The following is a 21,134-nucleotide window of genomic DNA, read 5'->3' on the forward strand; positions in this document are numbered from 1 at the left end:
CTGGGCGCCCGATGAAGCGGGTGTTAAGCGGACCTGCCCGCCGTCCGGTGCGGACGGCGGGCAGCGCTGCGGTGGCGGGTGCCGGCGTTGGGCGTCAGCTGCCCAGGACGGCGCGGAACTGCTCCCGGCGCCGGGCCTGCTCCTCCGGGTCGGGGACCGGGAGGGAGGCGATGAGCTTCTTCGTGTAGTCGTGCTGCGGGTTGCCCATGACCTGGCTGCCCAGCCCCTGCTCGACCATCCGGCCCTTGTAGAGGACGCCCACCCAGTGCGAGAGGATGTCCACCACGGCGAGGTCGTGGCTGATGAACAGGCAGGCGAAGCCGAACTCGGCCTGGATGTCCTTGAACAGCTCCAGGACCTTGGCCTGCACCGACACGTCCAGCGCCGACGTCGGTTCGTCGGCGATCAGCAGCTTCGGGTTCAGGATCAGGGCCCGGGCCAGGGAGGCGCGCTGCCGCTGGCCGCCGGAGAGTTCGTGCGGGTACCGGTCCGCGTAGGCCGCGGGCAGCTGCACGGACTCCAACAGCTCGCGGGTCCGCTGCCGGGCCTGCGCCGGTGTCGGCTTGCCGTGGATGACCAGGGGTTCGGCGATGCACTCCCCGATGGTCAGCTGCGGGTTGAACGACGCCGCCGGGTCCTGGAACACGAAGCCGATCTGCTTGCGCAGCGGCTTGAAGCTGCGCTCCTTGAGGTTGAGCATCTCGTAGTCGAGAACCTTGAGGCTGCCGCCGGTGGTCTTGTTCAGGCCCGCGATGGCCCGGCCGATGGTGGTCTTGCCGGAGCCGGACTCGCCCACCAGGCCAAAGACCTCGCCCTCCGAGAGGGTGAAATTCACCCGGTCGACGGCCTTGAACGCCGGGCTGCCGAGGCGGCCCGGGTATTCGATGGTGAGGTCCCTGGCCTCGACCAGCACCTTCCCGCCCTGGTGGGCGCGTTCGGTCATCCCCGCCGACGCGGAGTTGCGGCCCAGGTGCGGGACGGCGGCGAGGAGCTTCTTCGTGTAGTCCTGCTTCGGCTCCGCGAAGAGCACCCGGGAGGTGGCCTCCTCGACGACGTCGCCCTGGTACATCACGACGACGCGGTCGGCGAGGTCGGCGACGACGCCCATGTTGTGGGTTATCAGCACGATCGAGGTGCCGTACTGGTCCCGGAGGTCGCGGAGCAGTTCGAGGATCTCCGCCTGCACGGTCACGTCCAGGGCGGTGGTCGGCTCGTCCGCGACGATCAGTCCCGGGTTCAGGGCCAGCGCGGCGGCGATGACGACGCGCTGCTTCTGGCCGCCGGAGAACTGGTGCGGGTAGTAGTTGACCCGCGTCTCCGGGTCCGGGATGCCCACCTTGCGGAGGGCTTCGACGGCGCGGGCCTTGGCGTCCTTGGCGCTGACCTTGCCGCCGTTGCGGCCGGCGTGGGCGCGGATGCCTTCGGCGATCTGCCAGCCCACGGTGAACACCGGGTTCAGTGCGGTGGAGGGTTCCTGGAAAACCATGGCGACGTCCCGGCCGCGGATTTCCCGCAGCTTGGAGGCGCTGACGCTGATGACGTTGTTGCCGTTGATCAGCACCGCCCCGGAGCTGATGGCCGTCTCCGGCAGCAGGCCCAGGATGGTCTTGGCGGTGACGGTCTTGCCGGAGCCGGATTCGCCGACGATCGCGACGACCTCCCCCGGGTTGACCTCCAGGCTGACGTCCTTCACGGCGTAGACGTCCCCGGCGTCCGTGGCGAAGGTGACCTTGAGGTGGTCGATGTCCAGCACGGGGCCGGCGCCGCGGCCGTGCTGGTCGGCTGCGTGGCCGATATTGGTGGTCATGACGTGCTCACTTCTGCTGTTGGTGCTGCCGTGGCCGGGCCGGGGCCGGCGGCATTGGATCCGGCAATGTTGGTTCCGGCCTTGCCGGAAGCCTTCTTGCGGCCGCGCAGCCGGGGGTCGTTGAGGTCGTTGATGCTCTCGCCCACCAGGGTCAGGCCGACGACGGTCAGGACGATGGCCAGGCCGGGGAAGACGCCGGTCCACCAGATCCCGGAGGTGGTGTCGGAGAGGGCCTTGTTCAGGTCGAAGCCCCACTCGGCGGCCGACGTCGGTTCGATGCCGAAGCCCAGGAAGCCCAGGCCCGCGAGGGTCAGGATGGCCTCCGAGGCGTTCAGCGTGAAGATCAGCGGCAGGGTCCGGGTGGCGTTGCGGTAGATGTGCCGGGTCATGATGCGCACGTTGGAGGCGCCCACCACCTTGGCCGACTCGACGAACGGTTCGGCCTTGAGCCGGATGGTCTCGGCGCGGATGACCCGGAAGTACTGCGGGATGAAGACCACGGTGATGGAGATCGCCGCGGCGAGGATGCCGCCCCAGAGGCTGGACCGGCCGCCGCTGATCACGATCGCCATGACGATGGCCACCAGCAGGGACGGGAAGGCGTAGACGGCGTCGGCGATGACCACCAGGATCCGGTCCAGCCAGCCGCCGATGTAGCCGCTGACCAGGCCGAGGATCACGCCGATGAAGATCGACATGATGACGGCGACGACGATCACCATGGCGGCGGTCTGGGCGCCCCAGACGACGCGGGAGAACACGTCGTAGCCGCCCACTGTGGTGCCGAGCAGGTGCTTGCCGCCCGGCGCCTGCTGGGCGGGGAACCCGCCGTCGGCGTCGGAGATCTGGGCGAAGCCGTAGGGCGCGATCAGCGGGGCGAAAACGGCGGTGAGGAGGAAGATGGCGGTCAGGATGAGGCCCGTGACCAGCATGCCGCGCTGCAGGCCGACGCTCTTGTTGAAGTGGGACACGACCGGCAGGCGCCGGAACCACGGTTCCCTGCGGTTTTCCGCGGCGATAGTGGATTCAGTGCTCATGTCAGTACCTCACGCGGGGGTCGATCAGCGCGGCGACGATGTCCACGATGAAGTTGGTTACGGCCACGATTACGGCCAGCAGCACCACGATGCCCTGGACGGCCACAAAGTCGCGGGCCGTCAGGTAGGTAGCGAGCTGGAAGCCCAGGCCTTTCCATTCGAAGGTGGTCTCGGTCAGCACGGCACCGCCGAGCATGACGGCGATCTGCAGGCCCATGACCGTGATGATCGGGATCAGCGCGGGCTTGTAGGCGTGCTTGGTCACCAGGCGGTATTCGCTGACGCCGCGGGAACGCCCGGCCTCGACGTAGTCCTTGCCGAGGGTGCCGATGACGTTGGTGCGCACCAGGCGCAGGAAGATGCCGGCGGTGAGCAGGCCGAGGGCGACGGCGGGCAGCACCGCGTGCGCGGTGACGTCGCCGAGCGCGGCCATGTTGCCGCTGCGCAGCGAGTCCAGCCAGTAGATCCCGGTCGGCGCGGACAGCGCGGTGAGGGCCAGTTCGGTGGAGGTCTTCGCCCGTCCGGCGACCGGCAGCCAGCCCAGCCACACGGAGAAGGTCAGCTTCAGCAGCATGCCGGCGAAGAACACCGGGGTGGCGTAGCAGAGGATCGCGAAGATGCGCAGCACGGCGTCGGGGGCCTTGTCGCGGCGGTGCGCGGCCACCATGCCCAGCGGGATGCCTACCACCAGGGCCACGAGAAGGGCGTTGATGGACAACTCGAGGGTCGCGGCGCCGTAGGTGGTGAGCATCTCGGAGACCTGGCGGTTGTCCGAGAGCGTGGTGCCGAAGTTGCCGGTGATCAGCTGGCCCAGGTACTCGAAGTACTGGACGAAGATGGGCCGGTCATAGCCGGCGGAGTGGATCCGCTCGGCGAGCTGCTCGGGAGGGAGCCGGCCGCCGAGGGCCGCAGTGATCGGATCGCCCGTAATCCGCATCAGGAAGAACACGAGCGTCACGAGGATCAGGATGGTCGGAAAGATCAGCAGGAACCTGATCAGGATGTATTGGCCCAGTCCCCCGCCGGACGACTTCTTCTTGGTCGGCATCAGGCCGTCGGCATCGCTGGGCGGTGCCTCGATAAGTGTTGTCATTGGTACCTAAATGTGTGTTTCCGTCGGCTTCGTGGGCCTTGGGAATCGGTTGTCCTGCCCTCAGCACGGAGGCGGGACGCCGCGCGGGCGCCCCGCCTCTGTGGCTGGTCAGGACCGGATGGGGATGGGACCTACTTGGAAATTACGCCAAGCCGGGTCTTGAAGGATGCGTCGAGGGTCTTGTCGACGCCCTGGACGTCCTTGCCGGCAACCATGAGCTGGGCGCCCTGGAGCAGCGGCAGGGAGGGCAGGTCCTTGGCGACGGCCGTCTGGGCGTCACCGAGGACCTTTTCGCGCTCACCCTTGTCAACGGTGGTGAGCTGCTTCTTGATCAGGTCCGTCACGGCCGGGTTCTCGTAGTGGTTCTTGAGGAAGTTGCCCGGGATGAAGAACGGGGTCAGGTAGTTGTCGGCGTCGGAGTAGTCCGGGAACCAGCCGAGCTGGTAGACGGGGTAGACGTCCTTGGTGCGGTCCTTGGAGTAGGTGACCCACTCGGTGGACTGCAGGTCGACCTTGAAGAGGCCGGACTTCTCCAGCTGCTCCTTGATCATGGCGTACTCGTCGCCGGAGGACTTGCCGTAGTGGTCCGGGTTGTACTGCAGCTTCAGCGTGACCGGGCCGGTGACGCCGGCGTCGCTGAAGGCCTGCTTGGCCTTGTCCAGGCTGGGCTTGCCACTGCCGTCGCCGTACATGTCTTTCATCGGCTTGATGGCGCCGACGAAGCCGTCCGGAACGACGGAGTATGCGGGCAGGTAGGTGCCCTTGTAGACCTGGGTGGCGATCGCGTCGCGGTCGACAATGTCGGCCATGGCCTGACGGACGGCCAGGGCCTTCTTCGGGTCGGCCTCGGGGGTCTTGGCGCCGAAGGGCATGGTGTCGAAGTTGAAGACGATGTAGCGCAGCTCGCCGCCCGGGCCCTTGTGGACCTTGACCTTGGAGTCCTTCTCGAGGTCGGCGGCGTCGGTCGCGGTCAGGCTGCGGCCGGCGACGTCGATGTTGCCCTGCTGGACATCGAGCTTGAGGTTGTTGGAGTCGGCGTAGTACTTGATGGTGGCGCTGTCGTTCGCCGGCTTGCCCAGGAGGCCCTTGTAGTCGGGGTTGGCCTTGAGGCTGATCAGTTCGTTCTTCTTGTAGCTCTCGATCGTGTACTGGCCGGCGAAGGGCTTGGCCTTGACGATGTCGTCGTCGCTCATCAGTTTGTCGGCCGGGAAGACTTCTTCGTCCACGATCGGGCCGGCGTTGGCGGCGAGCACGCCCGGGAAGACCTGGTCGTTGCCTTCCTTGAGCTTGAAGACGACGGTGGTGTCGTCCTTGGCGGTGACCGAGTCCAGGTTGCCCAGCAGCGATGCGGGGCCGTTGTCATCGTTGATCTTCACGACGCGGTCGATCGAGAACTTCACGTCCGAGGAGGTCAGGGCGTGGCCGTTGGCGAACTTGAGCCCGGACTTGAGCTTGACAGTGTACTCGGTGGGGGTGGTGAAGGAGGCAGACTCGGCAATGTCCGGGCTGGAGTCGGCCGTGCCCGGCTTGGAGTTGAGCAGGAACGGGTAGATCTGGTTCATCACCATGAACGAACCGGCGTCATAGGAGCCTGCCGGGTCGAGCGTGACCACCTTGTCGGTGGTGCCGTACGTAATGGCGCCACCGGAGGCCGAGCCACCGGAGGACGTTCCGCCGCCGGAGGGGCCGGTGCAGGCCGTCAATGCAAAGGCGGAAACCCCGGCCAGCGCGATGGCGCTCTGCAGGGCCTTTTTGTTCATTGCCATCTGTGAACTTTCTGTTCGATGAGTGCTCGTGGGCCGCCGAAAAGCTCGACTCGGGGCGGCGCACGGTCCTGATTTTCTGATTCAACCAGAACACCGCAGGGTGTACCGCTAAATCTTGTGAGTTGAGACACAAAATTTACACCACGCGGGGCTTCTCATCGTTTCCTTCAGGTTTCGGGCCGGTTTCCGGCCCTCCGGAAGGAAGGCAGCAGCGGTTAGAGGGCCGCCCTCTGCAGGGAGCGGGCGGCGTCGATTGTCGCCTGCCCGAGGACCCGGCTGCCCTGGTAGAGCACCACGGTCTGGCCCGGGGCAACTCCGCGCAGCGGCTCGGCGAGGGTGACCACCAGCTCGCCGGAACCGGCGTCGTGCTCCATCCGGGCCGACGCGGGCACGGGGTCGCCGTGGGCGCGGACCTGGGCGTAGCAGTCGAAGTCGGCGCCGGTGGCGATCTCGGCGATCGGCAGGCCGGCCCAGGAAACCTTGATGCCGCGGATCTCATCGATGGCCAGGAGCGCCTCGGGGCCCACCACCACCTTGTTCTCCTTCGGGCGGATCTCCAGGACGAAGCGGGGCTTGCCGTCGGCGGCGGGCGTGCCGAGCTTGAGGCCCCGCCGCTGGCCGACTGTGAATGCGTTCGCACCGGGGTGTTCGCCTACCTTGGCGCCGGTCTCGTCCACGATGTCGCCGCCGGTCATCTCGATTTTCTCGGCGAGCCAGCCGGCGGTGTCGCCGTCGGGGATGAAGCAGATGTCGTGGCTGTCGGGCTTGTTCGCCACGGACAGGCCGCGGCGTTCGGCCTCGGCGCGGACCTCGGCCTTGGAGGGGGTGTCCGCGAGCGGGAACATCGAGTGCTTGAGCTGTTCGTGGGTGAGCACGCCCAGGACGTAGCTCTGGTCCTTGGCCCAGTCAGCGGCACGGTGCAGCTCGGGGTTGCCATCGGCGTCGGTGATGACCTTGGCGTAGTGGCCGGTGCAGACGGCGTCGAAGCCGAGGGCGATCGCCTTCTCCAGCAGCGCCGCGAACTTGATCCGCTCGTTGCAGCGCATGCACGGGTTGGGCGTGCGGCCGGCGGCGTATTCGTCGATGAAGTCCTGGACCACGTCCTCCTTGAACCGCTCGGAGAAGTCCCAGACGTAGTACGGGATGCCCAGCACGTCGCAGGCCCGCCACGCGTCCCGGGAGTCCTCGATGGTGCAGCAGCCGCGGCTGCCGGTGCGCAGCGTTCCCGGCATGCGGGAGAGCGCCAGGTGGACCCCGACGACGTCGTGCCCGGCTTCGACGGCGCGGGCTGCTGCGACGGCCGAATCGACGCCGCCGCTCATGGCTGCAAGAACTCGCATACTGGCTTTCTCTGGGGAGTGGGAGAAGGGCGCCGGAATAACACACCGCCCAGCCCCGATTCTACCGCCGCGCCGGAGGCTGCCCCAAAAACCGCCCCGGAGCGCCGTCGGCGGCGGCCCGGCCGGCGGCGCCGTCGGGAGGCCTAGCCCAGGGCGTTGCGGCGGGCCACGGTGCCCGCGGTCTGGATGCTGGATTCGTGCCCGGCCATGCCGGCCTGCCGGGCCCGGGCGTACGCGCCGGGCAGCGCGGCCAGCAGCGCGTCGACGTCGGCGTCGGTGGAGGCGTGGCCCAGGCTGAACCGCTGCGCGCCGCGGGCGGTGTCCTCGTCCAGCCCCATGGCCAGCAGCACGTGGGAGGGACGCGGGACCCCGGCGGTGCAGGCGGAGCCGGTGGAGGACTCCACCCCGGCGAGGTCCAGGAGGAACAGCAGCGAGTCGCCCTCGCAGCCGGGGAAGGTGAAGTGGGCGTTGCCGGGCAACCGGCCCTCCCCCGGGGCGCCGCGCAGCACCGCCTCCGGCACGGCGGCGCGGACGCCGTCGATCAGCCGGTCCCGGAGCGCCGTGATCCGGGCGGTCTCCTCCCGCAGCCGGGCCGTGGCCGCCTCCGCGGCGGCGGCGAAGGCCGCGATCGAGGCCGTGTCCAGCGTGCCGGAGCGCACGTCACGCTCCTGCCCGCCGCCGTGCTGGACCGGGGTGAGGGTGACGGCGCGGCCCAGGACCAGGGCCCCGACCCCCACCGGGCCGCCGATCTTGTGGCCGGAGATGGACATGGCGTCCAGGCCGCTGGCGCGGAAGTCCACCAGCAGGGATCCGAAGGCCTGCACGGCGTCCGAGTGGACGGGCACGCCGGCGGCGTGGGCCAGCCGCACGGCCTCGGCTACGGGCTGGATGCTGCCGACCTCGTTGTTGGCCCACATGAGCGTGAGCAGGGCGATCGACTCCGGGTCATGCTCAAGTTCGGCCGCGAGCGCGGCCAGGTCCAGCACGCCGTCGGAGTCCACGGGCAGCCAGGCCACCTCGGCGCCCTCGTGCCGTTCCAGCCACTCGACGGTGTCCAGCACGGCGTGGTGTTCAATCGTGGAGCACAGGATCCGGGTACGGCGGGAATCCTGGGCTCGGCGGGCCCAGTAGAGACCCTTGACGGCCAGGTTGTCCGCTTCCGTGCCGCCCGAGGTGAAGATGATCTCGGAGGGGTGCGCCCCGGCGGCCGCGGCGAGCGCCTCGCGGGCGTCCTCGACGGCGCGGCGGGCCCGGCGGCCGGAGCCGTGCAACGAGGATGGGTTGCCGGTGCGGGCAAGCTCCCGGGTCAGGGCGGCGAGCGCTTCCGCGGCGAGCGGGGTGGTGGCGGCATGGTCGAGGTAGGCAGGCACCCTCCAATTCTACCGGCGGCCTGTCCCGCCGTCGGTGGCCGCCCGCGGGGCCGCTACTGAATCCACTGCGGAACGACGTCGAAACGGTTGCCGGTCCGGTCCCGGCGCGCTGGTGTACATTCGAGCGGTGAAAGCGCCCCTGTACCTGGTCCTGGCCACCCTGTTCTGGTCCGGAAACTTCGTCGTCGGGCAGGCCGCCGTGGCGTCCATGTCGCCGCTGGATCTGACCTTCTGGCGCTGGACCCTGGCCGCGCTGCCGCTGCTGGCCCTGGCCCACGTCGTGGAGAAGCCGGACTGGCGCGCGGTGCTGCGCCGCTGGCCGGTGCTGCTCCTGCTCAGCGCGTTGGGGATGAGCGGCTACACCCTCCTGCTGTACGGGGCACTGGGCTTCACCTCCGCGGTGAACGCCTCCCTCATCACCGCGGCGAACCCGGCCCTGATCGTGGTACTGGCGGTGCTGTTCCTGGGCGAGCGCACCACCCGGCTGGGCTGGCTGGGCATCGGCCTGGGGCTGCTGGGGGTGCTGCTGGTCCTGACCCAGGGCCAGCTGGAGCGGATCCTGAGCCTGTCCATCAACACCGGTGAGCTGCTGATGATCGGCGCGATCGCGGTCTGGGGCTGCTACACGATCATCGCCCGCCGGCTGGCGTTGCCGCCGATCGCAGCCACGGCGGTGCAGGTGGCCATGGCCTCCGTGACCCTGGCCCCGCTGGCGCTAGCCTTCCACGCCCGGCTGCCGGACACCCCTGCCGAGGCCTGGTCGCTGGCCTACATCGCCGTGTTCCCCTCGCTCGGCGCCTACCTGTTCTGGAACCTGGCCCTCCGGACCACCCCGCCCGGGACGGCCGGGAACTACCTGAACCTGATGGTGGTGTTCACCGCCGCGATCACCGTGGCGCTGGGCACGCCGCTGACGGTGGTGCAGATCCTCGGCGGGGTCCTAGTCATCGCCGGGGTGCTGCTGACCGGGCTAAGGGGCCAGCCCCGGGCCCTGCCGCTCACAGCAGCCCCGGCTACGGCCTCTTCGGCGTCCCCCGCCCGTCAGGACGACGGCGGCAGCACGGCCAGGCGCGCGGCGACGTCGGCGCGGGCCGCGGCCAGCGAGCCCCGGTCCGGGCACGCCACGGACACGTAGACCGACGAACCTGCCTTCGCGAACATCCGGGCGTAGCTGACCGCTGCCCGCGTGCCGGCCGCGGCGCCGTCGTACACCAGTACCTCCACGCGGGGGCCGGTCTTGTCCGCGTCGCCGCCCCAGCGAAGGGTGTCGGTGGCGAGGTAGCCGGGCAGGATGCTCGGGTCCAGGTAGTGGAACAGCGCCTCGGTGGAGGCCTTGTCGTTTCCGGGAACCGCCAGCGGCCCCTGGTTGGTGCTGACCCGGGCCGCCGCCTGGCAGCCGTCGGCCTTCTTGTAGATGCTGGCCCCGGCCGTGCCCTGCCCCGCGGCGGACCAGCCCGGGGCGTCCTTGAGCCCGTCGGAGAGTTGGACGGGGACCCCGGCGGCGAGGCTCTCCCCCGCGCTGAAGGGCAGGTCGCGGGCGGCGACGGCGTCCGCGTCGTGGCCCGGGGTGACAGTCGGGGTGGCGGGGGCCGGCACCCAGGTGGAGGTGGCGGGCGCCGGGGCGGCCGGGTCGGGGACGCCGACGCTGCACCCGGACACGGCCAGCAGCAGGACGCCCAGTAAGGGCAGGGCCGCAGCCGGGGCGCGGCGGAACGAGGAAACGGGCATTGGGCTCCTAGGCCAGCACCCGGAGGGCCCCGGGCACCACGTCGATGGTCAGGGGCAGCGGTCCCAGCCGCTCGCCGTCCGCATAGGCGACGACGCCGTCGGCCTCCAGCACCACCCGGCGCACCCGGCGCAGTTCCACGGCGGGATGGCCCACGTGCCGGCCGGTGAAGACCTTCGGAAAGACCGCCAGGAGCGCGGCACGGGAGAGCGGGTGCACCACGAACAGGTCCAGGAGACCGTCCTCCAGGCTCGCCTCCGGAGCGATCGCCATGCCGCCGCCCATGGAGCGGCCGTTGGCGACCGAGACCAGCATGGCGCCCTGCCGGCGGCGCTCGCCGTCGATGGTCAGGGTGTAGTCGATGGCGGTGAATCCGGCCAGTTCGCGGAGCATGGCCAGGTTGTAGCGGGACTGGCCCCGCGGCCAGCGCCAGGCGTTGGCGCGTTCGTTGACTGCGGCGTCGAAGCCCGCGGAGAGGACGCCGGCGAACCAGTGCGTCCGGCCGGCAGACACCGCGCGGCCGGCGTCGATCCGCCGTCCGCCGGAGCCGAGGGCCGCGAGGACGCGCCCCACCGCGGCCGGAATGTCATGCCGCGGCAACTCCAGCATCCGGGCCAGGTCGTTGCCCGTGCCGGTGGGGATGATGCCCAGCGGGGTCCCGGCGGCGGTCCCGGCGCCGGCCGAGGGGGCGCCGCCGTCGGCCCCGGCGACGGCGGGCACGGCGGCGAGCGCATTGACGCCCAGGTGGACCATGCCGTCGCCGCCGACCACCACCAGGGCGTCCACTCCGCCAGCGACGGCCTCCGCCACCCGCGCGGCGAGGGCGGCATAGCTGTCCTCGCAGAGCAGCTCCACCTCCGCGCCGGCAGCCCGGAAACACTCCGCCGCTGCCCCGCCGGCGTGCCGGCCGCGGCCGAACGAGGCGCGGGGGTTTACGGCGAGGGCGATCTTCATGGCCTGAATTATGCCAGCCGCCGGGGAACCTTCCACGACTCCGCGCTCGTTGTTCCCCTCAAGCCGGTTAAACTGGCGACGCCGGAGCCGCCGGCGGGAAGTCCCCTCGAGGCAAAGGAACGGTGCGTGACGCAGGGCAGCAGTTCGCATTACCAGGTCCTTCGGATTCCGGTCACGGCGACGGAGAAGGACATCAAGGTGGCGTACCGGAAGGCCGCACGCACCGCCCACCCTGACCACGGCGGGGACCCGGCCACGTTCCGTCGCGTCACCCTTGCCTACGAGACCCTCATCGACGCCCGCCGCAGGGCCGACTACGACCGTTCCTACGGCAGCGGGACCTCGGCCGCGAGCCGGATTCCCCCGGAGGACGAGGGCGCGCACTTCGACGCCCCGGCCGCCGGCAGCCGCGCCTCGGCCCACGTGCGCCGGCCCAACACACCGCGCAGCACCGCCGCGGACGCCCCGGTGTACGTCCCCTCCTTCGAGGAGCTGGCGGCGGCCGGCGAGGTGCCGCTGATCCCGCCGTCGACGGCGGGCCAGCAGGTCCACGGGATGCCCCGCCGCCGGGGCATCTTCGGTGCCGAGGCCCGGATCCAGCGCGAACTGCGGACGGTGCAGCTGCTCTCCCGGCAGGTCCTCCCCGGCATCCCGGCCGCCCGGCTGATCAACGGGCTGCAGTCCCCGGCGGACAACAGCCACATCGACCACGTGCTGCTCTCCGGCTACCGGATGGCCATCATCGGGTCCATGCTGCTGCCCCCGGGCGCGTACGCCTGGGACGGTCGCACCCTGAACCACGGCGGCCGCTCGGTCGCCCCGCCGCAACTGGCCCACGTGGTCCGGCGGATGCAGGACATCTTCCCCGAACTCAACGTCACCGGCTGGACCGTGGTGCACAGCACCGACGGCAACCTCCACGAGCCGGTGATCGACCGGCCCGGACGCCGGCGGGGCGGGGAGGACGCCCTGGAGACCGTCCAGGTGGTCAACGCCGCCGGCCTGGCCCGGGGACTGAAACAGTTCCTCGGCTCGGGTCCGGCCCCCAACACGGTCCTGGTGCCGGTCCTGGCCCGGCTGCTGCGGGGGATGCACTAGCGGCCGGGGCCGCTGGCTAGGATGGGAACGTGTTCCGCATCCTCTTCGACAGCCCAGAAATTCCCGGTAATACCGGCAACGCAATCCGCCTCGCGGCCATCACCGGGGCGCAGCTGCACCTGGTGGAGCCGCTGGGCTTCGATTTCTCCGACGCCAAGCTCCGGCGCGCCGGCCTGGACTACCACGACCTCGCCGTCGTCACGGTGCACCCGGACCTGGACACGGCGTGGGAGGCCCTGCAACCCGAACGGGTCTTCGCCTTCACCTCCGACGGCGACACTTCCTACACGGACATCGCCTACCGCCCCGGGGACGTGCTGATGTTCGGCAGGGAATCCGTTGGCCTCTCCGAGGAGGCCAAACACGACCCACACGTCACCGCACGGGTCCGGCTGCCCATGCTGCCGGCACTTCGTTCGCTGAACCTGGCCAATGCCGCCTCGATCGCCGTCTACGAGGCGTGGCGGCAGAACGGTTTCGCCGGCGCCAAGCTCTGAACGGCCCCGTTTAAGTCCCTCCCATCCAACTCCGGCGCGGCGCCGAATCCTTCATGGACACCACAAATGCCAACCAAGGAAAGGAGCGAGGAGCGGCCGGTGAGCACACTCCAGGTACACAGGTCCGGCGGACCGCACCGGGCGGGGCACTCCCCGCACGCCCGGCCTGATCTCCGCACGGGCGGCGGCGGCCTATGCTTGAAGGTGATGGAAACTCCGAACGCCCCGAACCGCGAGGCCGCTCCCCCGACGAGCACCACCGATGTGAACCACCGGCTCGGCGTGCTGCTCGACCAGATCGCCGGCGGCAGTCAGTCCGCCTTTGCCGAGTTCTACGAGCTCACGTCCCGCCGTGTCTTCGGCATGGCACGCCGTGTCCTGATCGATCCCGAACTCAGCGAGGACACCACGCAGGAGGTCTTCCTCCAGGTCTGGCAGAACGCGGCCAAGTTCGACGCCGCCGCCGGCAGCCCGCTGGCCTGGCTGATGACCATCTCGCACCGGCGCGCCGTGGACAAGGTCCGCTCGACCCAGTCCGCCAGCGACCGGGAGGCCCGCTACGGTGCCAGCAGCCAGGACATCGACCACGACTCCGTGTCCGACGAGGTCGGCGGCCGACTCGAGGCTGAGGCGGTGGTCCGGTGTCTGGAAACGCTGACGGATACGCAGCAGGAATCCGTCAGGCTCGCCTACTACGGCGGGCTTACCTATCGTGAGGTGGCGGAGAAACTGAACGCCGCCGTACCCACCATCAAGTCCCGCATCCGCGACGGACTGATCCGACTGAAGAACTGCCTGGGGGTGAGTTGAGATGAACGACATTAATCCGCTGAACGGCGGGCGACCCGCCGGCGGTTTCTCCGCCGACATCGCCACCGATCTCGCCTCCGGCCGCGCCGTCGACTTGGCCGAAGTGTACGCGCTGCACGCCCTCGACGACGGCGAACGCGACGCCGTCGACCGCTATGTATCCTCCGCCCCCGCCGCCGAGCGGGCCGAGTTCGAGGAACGCGTGCGCCAGGCCCGGGAGACCCTGGCCATGAGCTTCACCGCCGAGGAGGAACCACCCGCCGGGCTGTTCGACAAGATCTCCGCCGCGCTGCCCACGGCCGCTTCGGCGTCGACCCCTGCGACCCCGGAATCGGGGACCCCGGAGTCCGGGGCACCCGTCGTAGCCCTCCCGGGCGCCTCCGCCCCGGTGGTCGCCCGGCCCGTCCGGGACGCGGCCCAGGCAACCGGCACCGACGACCTCGCCGCGGCCCGGGAGCGCCGGGAGCAGCGCCGCCGGCCGCAGGGCATGCGTACCTGGCTGATCGGCGTCGCAGCGGCGGCCGCCGTCGCCGTCGGCGGCGTGGGCGTGGGTGCCTACATCGCCAACCAGAACGACCCGATGGCCCAGGTGCTGCAGGCCGGTGACGTGAAGAAGGAAACCATCGACGTGATCGGCGGCGGCACGGCGTCGCTGACGCTGTCGTCGTCCAAGGACGCCGTCGTGGTCAAGATGAACGGCGTGCCCGCTCCCCCGTCCGGCAAGGTCTACCAAATGTGGCTGATCCCCAAGGACGGGTCGGCCCCGGTCTCCAAGGGGCTGATGGACGCCGAGGCGCTGTCCAAGCCCGCCGTGGTCACCGGCATCGGCTCCGCTGCGGCGCTGGGCATCACGGTGGAACCGGTGGGAGGGTCCAAGACACCCACCATGCCCACGGTGGCGGCGGCCTCGCTGGGCGCCTGAGCGGCCGCGCGAACAATCTCTACCACGACAAAAGCCGCGCCGACCCCGGAATTCCGGGACCGGCGCGGCTTTCTCGTATCAGTTGAACGGCGCTAAATCACCAGCGAGAGCAGCATCACGAAGCCGAAGCCCACCACGGAGATCAGCGTCTCCATCACGGACCAGGTCTTGAAGGTCTGCCCCACGCTCAGGCCGAACAGTTCCTTGACCAGCCAGAAGCCGGCGTCGTTGACGTGCGAGAGGAACAGCGAGCCGGCACCGATCGCCAGGGCCAGCAGGGCTGCGTGGGTGGGGGTCAGCGAGCTGGCCAGCGGACCCACGATGCCGGCTGCGGTCACCGTGGCCACGGTCGCGGAGCCGGTGGCCAGGCGCAGCGCCACGGCCACGATGAAGCCCAGGACCAGGACGGACATGTTGGCGCCCTCGGCCCACTTCTTGACCGCGTCGCCGACGCCGGCGCCGATCAGGGTCTGCTTGAAGCCGCCGCCGGCGCCGACGATCAGCAGGATCGCGGCAATCGGGCCCAGGCTCGCGCCGATCTTGGTGGTGATCTTGTTGCCGGTGAAGCCGACGGCGTAGCCGAAGGTCACGATAGCGAGCAGCACCGCCAGGGTCATGGCGACCAGCGGCTGGCCGACGAAGTCGAAGAACACCCGCACCGCGGGGGCGGTCTTGGGGTCCGGCCAGACGATGTCCACGACGGCCTTGAGCAGCATCAGGACCACCGGGAAGATGATGGTCAGCAGGGTCACCAGGAAGCTGGGCTGGCGCTTGACGCCCTCCAGGTCGGCCCCGTGCCGGGTGTCGATGCCGCCGGCAACCTCGGGGGCACCCACCGGCACCCAGCGGGCGGCGAGTCGGGCGAACAGCGGGCCGCAGATGATGACGGTGGGGACGGCCACCAGCAGGCCCAGGGCCAGGGTGGTGCCCAGCTCGGCCTTGACGGCGCTGATCGCGATCAGGGGTCCGGGGTGCGGCGGCACGAGGCCGTGCAGCACGGACAGGCCCGCCAGGGCGGGGATGGCGATGCGCATCAGCGGCATCTTGGACCGCTGGGTGACCAGGACGATCACCGGCAGCAGCAGCACCAGGCCGATTTCGAAGAACATCGGCAGGCCGATGATGACGGCCACCAGGGTGATGGACCAGACCACGCGGTTGCCGGTGGCCTTGGCCAGCAGCGTGTCCACCACGCGGTTGGCGCCGCCGGAGTCGGCCAGCAGCTTGCCGAGCATGGCGCCGAGGGCGATCAGCAGGCCGACTTCCTTGAGGACGCCCCCAACGCCGTCCTCGAAGTTGCTGATGATCTTGGCCAGTTCGACGCCGGAGGCCAGGCCCACGAACGCGGAGCCGAGGACCAGGGCCAGGAACGGGTGGAGCTTGAATTTGGCGATCAGGACGACGATGAGCGCGATGCCCACGGCGGCGACCACCAGGAGTTGGGTGTCGTGGCCGGACCAGGCCTCGACGGCAGCGGGAACCTGCAGGGCAAGTGATTTCACAGGGTATTCCTAAAGGGAGGGGGTGGCCGGAAAGGTCAGAGCGCGGCGGTGCCGGCGGCCTCGAGGTGGAGCCGGTCGATGATTTCCTGCGCCTCTTCGGCGGGCGTCGCGCCGACCGAGAGGGTGATGGCGTTCTCGTCCGCGGCGGGCTTTTCCAGCGCGTCGAACTGGGAGTCCAGCAGCGCCGGCGGCATGAAGTGTCCGTGCCGGGAGGCGAGCCGGTCCGAGATGCGGTCCTTGCTGCCCTCGAGGAAGACGAAGGTGACGCCCTCCCCGCGGAGCACGTCGCGGTACCGCTTCTTCAGGGCCGAGCAGGTCACGACGCCGGGCCGGCCGGAGTCGGTGTGGTCCCGGATCCATTCCGCGATGCGTTCGAGCCAGGGCCACCGGTCCTCATCGGTCAGTGGCTGGCCCGAGTGCATCTTGGCGACGTTGGACTCCGGGTGCAGGTCATCGCCCTCGGCCAGATCCCAGCCGAGGCGCCCGGCCAGCAGGCCCGCGACGGTGGATTTACCGGATCCGGAGACGCCCATGATGACAAGGACGGGGTGCTGCGCAGTCTTCGCCATTAAAGTCTGCCTTCCATAAATATGATTTAAACATGGTCAGCATATGGCAGTGGGGGCGGGCAAACAAACACTAGAACCCGGCGATGGTCTCCGGCCCGTTGACCGCCACGACGTGGAACGCCTCGGCGCTACGGCCGGCCGGCAGTCCGCCGCGCTGCGCGGTGGACCGCAGGAGCCCCCGGACGGTGCGGTCCATGGCGTCGACGTCGGGGTGCTGGCTGACGTGGACGTGGATGGCGGCGAGCTTTTGCTCCACCTGGCCGGTGACGTCTACGAAGTGGTTCTCCCGCTCCTCCGGACCGGCGAAGAGCCACAGCCAGGGCAGCTTGTAGGCCTCCAGGCCGGCGGCGGCCAGCTCCGGGTAGGCGAACGGGTTCTCCACGGCCGGATAGACCGCCCGGGTGACGGCCTCCCCCACGGCCAGGTGGTCCGGGTGGCTCTTCTGGATCCGGGTCCAGTTCCGTTCCGGGTGCATGGCGAGCACGACGTCAGGCCGGATCGTGCGGATCAGCCGGACCACGTCCCGGATCACCTCGTGGGTGGGTTCGAGGTAGCCGTCGCGCTGGTGCAGGTAGTGGATGTCGGTGACCCCGACGAGGCCGGCGGCGTGCCGCTGCTCCTCGATCCGCTGCCGCACGATCTCCTCGCGCGTGTCCGGGTCGAAGCCGCCGGCGTCGCCGTCGGTCATGATGCAGTAGGTGACCTCGACCCCGGCCGCGGTCCAGGCCGCGATGGTCCCGGCGGCGCCGAAGTCGATGTCGTCCGGGTGCGCGGTGAAACAAAGCACCCGCCCGATCCGGTGCTGCGCCGGGTCGAACGGGCTTTGTGCCGATGTGGCGGTGGTGTTCAAATGCCTAGCCCTTGCGTTTGTTGATCTCTTCGGTGGCCTGTGGCAGGACCTGGAACAGGTCTCCGATGATGCCGAAGTCGGCGATCTCGAACACCGGCGATTCGGCGTCCTTGTTCACCGCCACGATCACCTGGGCGGTCTGCATGCCGGCCTTCTGCTGGATGGCGCCGGAGATCCCGGCGGAGATGTAGAGCTGCGGGGAGACGGTCTTGCCGGTCTGCCCGATCTGGGCGTCGTGGCCGATCCAGCCCGCGTCCGTGGCGGCGCGGGAGGCACCGACGGCGCCGCCCAGGGCGTCCGCGAGGTCCTCGAGCGGGCCGAAGTTCCCCTCGACGCCGCGGCCGCCGGCCACGACCACCCGGGCCTCGGTCAGGTCGGGACGGCCGCTGGCGGCCTTGGCGCTGCGGGCGACCACGCGGGCCGCAGCGCCGGCGTCGGCCGGTACCTCGACGGTGGCGGTCTGCGGCGCCGTGGCCTCGGCGGCGGGTTCGGCGGTGATGCTGTTGGCCTTGACGGTCAGCAGCGCCACGGCGGTGGTGGCGCGGGCAGTAGTGGTGTAGGACCCGGCGAGGACCGGCTTGTGGGCGGTGCCGTCCGGATCGACGGCGACGACGTCGGTGATGACCCCGGCCTCAAGCTTGATCCCGGCGCGGGCCGCGATCTCGCGGCTTTCGGCGGTGTTGTCCAGCACCACGGTGGTGGCCCCGCTCTCCCGGACCGCTGCGGCTAGGAAGGCGGCCTTCGGGGCGACGAGGTAGTCCTCCAGGTCCGCGGCGGAGGGCCGGTAAAGGGCGTGGACGCCGTAGTCGCCGAGCGTGGCGGCGGCGCCGTCGTGCAGCTCGCCGGTGACGGCGGCGGAGGCCTCGCCCAGGCTCCGGGCGAGGGTGAGCAGTTCCAGGCTGGACTTCTTCAGCGCCTCGCCCGGGTTGTCAATGAAAACCAGTACGTGTGCCATGGATGATCCCCTTAGAGCAGCTTCTGGGCGGCGAGGAAGTCGACCAGCCGGATGCCGGCGTCGCCCTCGTCGGTGATGATGGTCCCGGCGGTGCGCGGCGGGCGGGCCTCGGCGGTCTCGACGGCGGTCCACGAGCCGGAGCGTCCCACCTGTGCCGGGTCGACGCCGATGTCCGCGAGGGACAGGGTGGTGATGGTCTTCTTCTTCGCCGCCATGATGCCCTTGAAGTTGGGGTAGCGGGGGTCGTTGATCTGGTCCGTGACCGAGACGACGGCGGGAAGGTCCGCCTCGACAGTGAGCGCGGAGGTGTCCCCCTCGCGGCGGGCGGTGAGGGTGCCGCCGTCGATCTCCAGGCTGGCCGCGAAGGTGACCTGCGGCAGTCCCAGCCGTTCGGCCAGCTGCGCGGGGACCAGCGAGGTCTCCCCGTCGGTGGAGGCCATGCCGGTGATGACGAGGTCCGCGGGCGCGTCGGCGCCGAGGTGTCGGACGGCAGCGGCGAGGGCCAGGGAGGTGGCGGCCGCGTCGGAGCCGGCGAGGGCGTCGTCGGAGAGGTGCACGCCCTCGGAGGCGCCGATCTGGAGGGATTTCTTGATGGCATTGACGGCCCCCGCGGGTCCCATGCTGAGCGCGATGACTCTGTTCCCGGCGGCCTCGCCGCCGCGGGCCTCGATCAGCTGCAGGGCCGCCTCGAGGGCGTACTCGTCCAGCTCCGAAAGGATGCTTTCGGACCGGTCCAGGGTGTTGTCCGGGCCGCCGAGGTGTCGGTCGAACTGGGCGTCCGGTACGTGCTTGACCAGCACAATGATCTTCAAGGGTTCTTCCACTGTGTCTACAGCAGCCTTCCGTGCGGGGGCAGCCAGCCGGGTGGGTGGTGGCCTGGGAGCGGTTCCCGGCGCCGCCGGGTCTTCCTAGCTAACCATATAGCGGCGGCCAATTCCGGCCGGGGTTAAGCCGGATGTCAGAAGGGGCCGCCCGGTACCTTGCGGTCCGGACGGCCCCTTCCTGGTGCGGGTCCCGGCCGTCGCTGCGGCCGGGCTGTTGCCAGTGTTACTGGTCTGCCAGTGTTACTGGTCTGCTGCTGCGCCCAGGGTGACGTCCACCTGCTTCTCCTGGCCGCCGCGGAGGACGGTGACCTTAACGGTGGCGCCGGCGGCCTGTTCGCGGACGGCTGCGGTGAGCTGGTTGGGGTCGCTGATGACCAGGTCCTGGAACTTGGTCACGACGTCGCCGACCTTGATGCCGGCCTTGTCCGCGGCGGAACCGGGCTCCACCGTCGCGACGTCCGCTCCCACCGAGAAGCCGGAGGCGGAGGAGCCGGAGGGCTTGGCCTTGACGCTGACGCCCAGCTGGCCGTGGCTGGCTTTGCCGTTGCTGATGATCTCCTGGGCCACGCGCTTGGCGTTGTTGATCGGGATGCTGAAGCCGACGCCGATGTTGCCGCTGCTGCTGCCGCTGCTGGAGTCACCGCCGGCCGAGGCGATGGCCACATTGACGCCGATGATCTCACCCTTGCTGTTGACCAGGGCGCCGCCGGAGTTGCCAGGGTTGATGGCCGCGTCCGTCTGGATCACGTTGATCGAGATGCTGCCCTGGTTGCTGGTGCTGGGCGCCTGGCCGCCGCCCGGAGGGGCGAATTGGAAGCCCTGGTCACCGCCCTGGGAGTTGTCCGCGCCATCCTTGGGGGCGGCGGAAGACGCGACGCTGATGGTGCGGTTCAGGGTGGAGACGATGCCGTCCGTCACGGTTCCGGTCAGGCCCAGCGGGGAGCCGATCGCGACGGCCGTGTCGCCGACGTTCAGCTTGCTGGAGTCACCCAGGCTGGCCGGTACCAGGCCGCTGGCGTTGTCCACCTTGATCACGGCGAGGTCCGAGAGTGGATCCGTGCCGACGATCTTCGCGCTGTAGACCTTGCCGTCGTTGAGGCGGACCTCGACGGCGGCCTTGGCGGTCTTGCCGTCCAGGGTGACGACGTGGGTGTTGGTGAGGATGTGGCCCTCGCCGTCGAGGATGATGCCGGAGCCGGTGCCGCCCTCGGAGCCGCTGGTGGCCTTGATGGTCACCACGCTCGGCGAGGCCTTCTGCGCCGCGGCGGTGATGGCGTTGACGTCGTCCTTGTTATTGACGATCACCGTGCCGGGCTGGGTGCTGCTGCCCGTGGAGGAGACCTGCCGGCCGCCGATCAGGGCGTTACTGCCGGCCACGACGCCGCCACCCACCAGGCCGGCCGCCAGCATGCTGGCGATCAGGACCGGGACGCCGAAGGCGGCCTTGCGCCGCGGGGCGTTGTTGGGGTGGTTGAACGAGGAACCGGGAGCGTGCTGGGCCTGGCCCTGGTGGGCCTGCTGGCCGTTCCAGCCGGCAAAGTGGCCCTGCTGGTTCGGGTACTGGCCGTGCTGGTGCTGGCCCTGCTGGTGCTCTCCGTAGGCGCCCGACGGCTGTCCCGGGGCGCCGAACTGCTGCGTCTGCGGGGACGGGTTCTGGGCTGACGGGTTCTGGCCGTAGGCCGGCTGGTGCTGCGGGTAGACCGGGCGCGGGGCGTCCTGCCCCGGCTGGTCAATCCGCATCGTGGGGTTCTCCTGGCCGGAACCCTGCGCCGGTGCGCCGTGCCGGTCCGTGGCCTCGCCCGGCTCCCGCTCCGGCTGTGCTGGATCCGTCGAGCCGCCCTGCAGTGGGTTCTCAGTCATGGAACTTCCTTTCATCCGTGTCTGCCATTAACTATGGTCGCTCAGACTGGTACAACTGCGGACATTCGCTGGGAGGTTCCTGAACGCCCCGGCTTTTCGCTGGTGGCATATTCCCGGCGATGGACTGCCCCCGGGGGGCACCATAGAATCAAAT

The 21,134-nt window shown here is 69.9% G+C and carries 19 protein-coding genes; 5 read left to right on the plus strand and 14 right to left on the minus strand.

The features are described from left to right. Positions 1-94: 94 nt before the first annotated feature. From AB0O44_RS00190 to AB0O44_RS00215, 6 genes are all read right to left on the minus strand, one after another. Complete coding sequence (locus AB0O44_RS00190) at positions 95-1,807, minus strand: ABC transporter ATP-binding protein (protein WP_364132885.1); 1,713 nt, start codon at positions 1,805-1,807, stop codon at positions 95-97. Next, entirely contained in the window at positions 1,804-2,844 is a 1,041-nt protein-coding gene (locus tag AB0O44_RS00195) for an ABC transporter permease (protein WP_364132888.1), read from the minus strand. Before AB0O44_RS00195 ends, AB0O44_RS00190 begins: the two co-directional genes overlap by 4 nt. Position 2,845: 1 nt before the next feature. After that, positions 2,846-3,937: an ABC transporter permease gene (locus tag AB0O44_RS00200; RefSeq protein WP_290255696.1), complete on the minus strand. Its 1,092-nt coding sequence runs from the start codon at positions 3,935-3,937 to the stop codon at positions 2,846-2,848. A 131-nt stretch (positions 3,938-4,068) separates the two neighbouring features. Continuing rightward, positions 4,069-5,703: an ABC transporter substrate-binding protein gene (locus tag AB0O44_RS00205; protein WP_290255697.1), complete on the minus strand. Its 1,635-nt coding sequence runs from the start codon at positions 5,701-5,703 to the stop codon at positions 4,069-4,071. A gap of 215 nt (positions 5,704-5,918) precedes the next feature. Next, positions 5,919-7,043, minus strand: a complete 1,125-nt coding sequence (gene mnmA, locus AB0O44_RS00210; protein WP_364132892.1) for a tRNA 2-thiouridine(34) synthase MnmA — start codon at positions 7,041-7,043, stop codon at positions 5,919-5,921. Between the two features lie 143 nt (positions 7,044-7,186). Further along, complete coding sequence (locus AB0O44_RS00215) at positions 7,187-8,413, minus strand: cysteine desulfurase family protein (protein ID WP_364132895.1); 1,227 nt, start codon at positions 8,411-8,413, stop codon at positions 7,187-7,189. Positions 8,414-8,540: 127 nt separating this feature from the next. On the opposite strand from AB0O44_RS00215, the gene AB0O44_RS00220 reads away from it, so the two are divergent. Next, positions 8,541-9,548, plus strand: a complete 1,008-nt coding sequence (locus tag AB0O44_RS00220; RefSeq protein ID WP_364132898.1) for a DMT family transporter — start codon at positions 8,541-8,543, stop codon at positions 9,546-9,548. On the opposite strand, the gene AB0O44_RS00225 is transcribed toward AB0O44_RS00220, so the two are convergent. Both AB0O44_RS00225 and AB0O44_RS00230 read right to left on the minus strand, forming a co-directional pair. After that, a complete protein-coding gene (locus AB0O44_RS00225) occupies positions 9,455-10,141 on the minus strand; it encodes a hypothetical protein (RefSeq protein WP_364132901.1) in 687 nt (228 codons plus the stop codon). The genes AB0O44_RS00220 and AB0O44_RS00225 overlap by 94 nt on opposite strands. Before the next feature lie 7 nt (positions 10,142-10,148). After that, entirely contained in the window at positions 10,149-11,093 is a 945-nt protein-coding gene (locus AB0O44_RS00230) for a diacylglycerol kinase family protein (protein WP_364132904.1), read from the minus strand. Between the two features lie 126 nt (positions 11,094-11,219). Between AB0O44_RS00230 and AB0O44_RS00235 the strand changes: the two genes are divergently transcribed. From AB0O44_RS00235 to AB0O44_RS00250, 4 genes are all read left to right on the plus strand, one after another. After that, entirely contained in the window at positions 11,220-12,191 is a 972-nt protein-coding gene (locus AB0O44_RS00235; protein ID WP_364132907.1) for a DnaJ domain-containing protein, read from the plus strand. Positions 12,192-12,220: 29 nt separating this feature from the next. After that, entirely contained in the window at positions 12,221-12,688 is a 468-nt protein-coding gene (locus AB0O44_RS00240; protein ID WP_364132910.1) for a tRNA (cytidine(34)-2'-O)-methyltransferase, read from the plus strand. A 207-nt stretch (positions 12,689-12,895) separates the two neighbouring features. Next, positions 12,896-13,498, plus strand: a complete 603-nt coding sequence (locus AB0O44_RS00245) for a sigma-70 family RNA polymerase sigma factor (RefSeq protein ID WP_364132913.1) — start codon at positions 12,896-12,898, stop codon at positions 13,496-13,498. Position 13,499: 1 nt separating this feature from the next. Beyond that, the gene (locus tag AB0O44_RS00250; protein ID WP_364132916.1) at positions 13,500-14,420 is read left to right on the plus strand and encodes an anti-sigma factor; all 921 of its coding nucleotides are present in this window, start codon (positions 13,500-13,502) and stop codon (positions 14,418-14,420) included. A gap of 92 nt (positions 14,421-14,512) precedes the next feature. Here AB0O44_RS00250 and AB0O44_RS00255 read toward each other — a convergent pair whose 3' ends face one another. The 6 genes from AB0O44_RS00255 to AB0O44_RS00280 form a co-directional block, all read right to left on the minus strand. After that, positions 14,513-15,922 (minus strand): gluconate:H+ symporter, encoded by a 1,410-nt coding sequence (locus AB0O44_RS00255; protein WP_364132919.1) that lies wholly within the window; start codon positions 15,920-15,922, stop codon positions 14,513-14,515. Positions 15,923-15,957: 35 nt separating this feature from the next. Next, a complete protein-coding gene (locus AB0O44_RS00260; RefSeq protein ID WP_290255708.1) occupies positions 15,958-16,491 on the minus strand; it encodes a gluconokinase in 534 nt (177 codons plus the stop codon). A 70-nt stretch (positions 16,492-16,561) separates the two neighbouring features. Continuing rightward, positions 16,562-17,341, minus strand: coding sequence for a PIG-L deacetylase family protein (locus tag AB0O44_RS00265; protein WP_364132922.1), 780 nt, complete (start codon positions 17,339-17,341; stop codon positions 16,562-16,564). Between the two features lie 4 nt (positions 17,342-17,345). Further along, the gene (locus AB0O44_RS00270) at positions 17,346-18,296 is read right to left on the minus strand and encodes an electron transfer flavoprotein subunit alpha/FixB family protein (RefSeq protein ID WP_364132925.1); all 951 of its coding nucleotides are present in this window, start codon (positions 18,294-18,296) and stop codon (positions 17,346-17,348) included. 11 nt (positions 18,297-18,307) lie between these two features. Next, positions 18,308-19,108: an electron transfer flavoprotein subunit beta/FixA family protein gene (locus AB0O44_RS00275; RefSeq protein WP_364132927.1), complete on the minus strand. Its 801-nt coding sequence runs from the start codon at positions 19,106-19,108 to the stop codon at positions 18,308-18,310. Between the two features lie 252 nt (positions 19,109-19,360). Next, a complete protein-coding gene (locus AB0O44_RS00280; RefSeq protein ID WP_364132930.1) occupies positions 19,361-20,980 on the minus strand; it encodes a trypsin-like peptidase domain-containing protein in 1,620 nt (539 codons plus the stop codon). Positions 20,981-21,134 lie beyond the last annotated feature (154 nt).

The organism is Arthrobacter sp. NPDC080082 (genome assembly GCF_040686595.1).
Classification (GTDB): Bacteria; Actinomycetota; Actinomycetes; order Actinomycetales; family Micrococcaceae; genus Arthrobacter.

Bases quoted from the DNA above. Each gene is read 5' to 3' on its own strand.
- AB0O44_RS00190 (WP_364132885.1), bottom strand. From the start codon at position 1,807: ATGACCACCAATATCGGCCACGCAGCCGACCAGCACGGCCGCGGCGCC.
- AB0O44_RS00195 (WP_364132888.1), bottom strand. From the start codon at position 2,844: ATGAGCACTGAATCCACTATCGCCGCGGAAAACCGCAGGGAACCGTGG.
- AB0O44_RS00200 (WP_290255696.1), bottom strand. From the start codon at position 3,937: ATGACAACACTTATCGAGGCACCGCCCAGCGATGCCGACGGCCTGATG.
- AB0O44_RS00205 (WP_290255697.1), bottom strand. From the start codon at position 5,703: ATGGCAATGAACAAAAAGGCCCTGCAGAGCGCCATCGCGCTGGCCGGG.
- mnmA (WP_364132892.1), bottom strand. From the start codon at position 7,043: ATGCGAGTTCTTGCAGCCATGAGCGGCGGCGTCGATTCGGCCGTCGCA.
- AB0O44_RS00225 (WP_364132901.1), bottom strand. From the start codon at position 10,141: ATGCCCGTTTCCTCGTTCCGCCGCGCCCCGGCTGCGGCCCTGCCCTTA.
- AB0O44_RS00230 (WP_364132904.1), bottom strand. From the start codon at position 11,093: ATGAAGATCGCCCTCGCCGTAAACCCCCGCGCCTCGTTCGGCCGCGGC.
- AB0O44_RS00245 (WP_364132913.1), top strand. From the start codon at position 12,896: ATGGAAACTCCGAACGCCCCGAACCGCGAGGCCGCTCCCCCGACGAGC.
- AB0O44_RS00250 (WP_364132916.1), top strand. From the start codon at position 13,500: ATGAACGACATTAATCCGCTGAACGGCGGGCGACCCGCCGGCGGTTTC.
- AB0O44_RS00260 (WP_290255708.1), bottom strand. From the start codon at position 16,491: ATGGCGAAGACTGCGCAGCACCCCGTCCTTGTCATCATGGGCGTCTCC.
- AB0O44_RS00270 (WP_364132925.1), bottom strand. From the start codon at position 18,296: ATGGCACACGTACTGGTTTTCATTGACAACCCGGGCGAGGCGCTGAAG.
- AB0O44_RS00280 (WP_364132930.1), bottom strand. From the start codon at position 20,980: ATGACTGAGAACCCACTGCAGGGCGGCTCGACGGATCCAGCACAGCCG.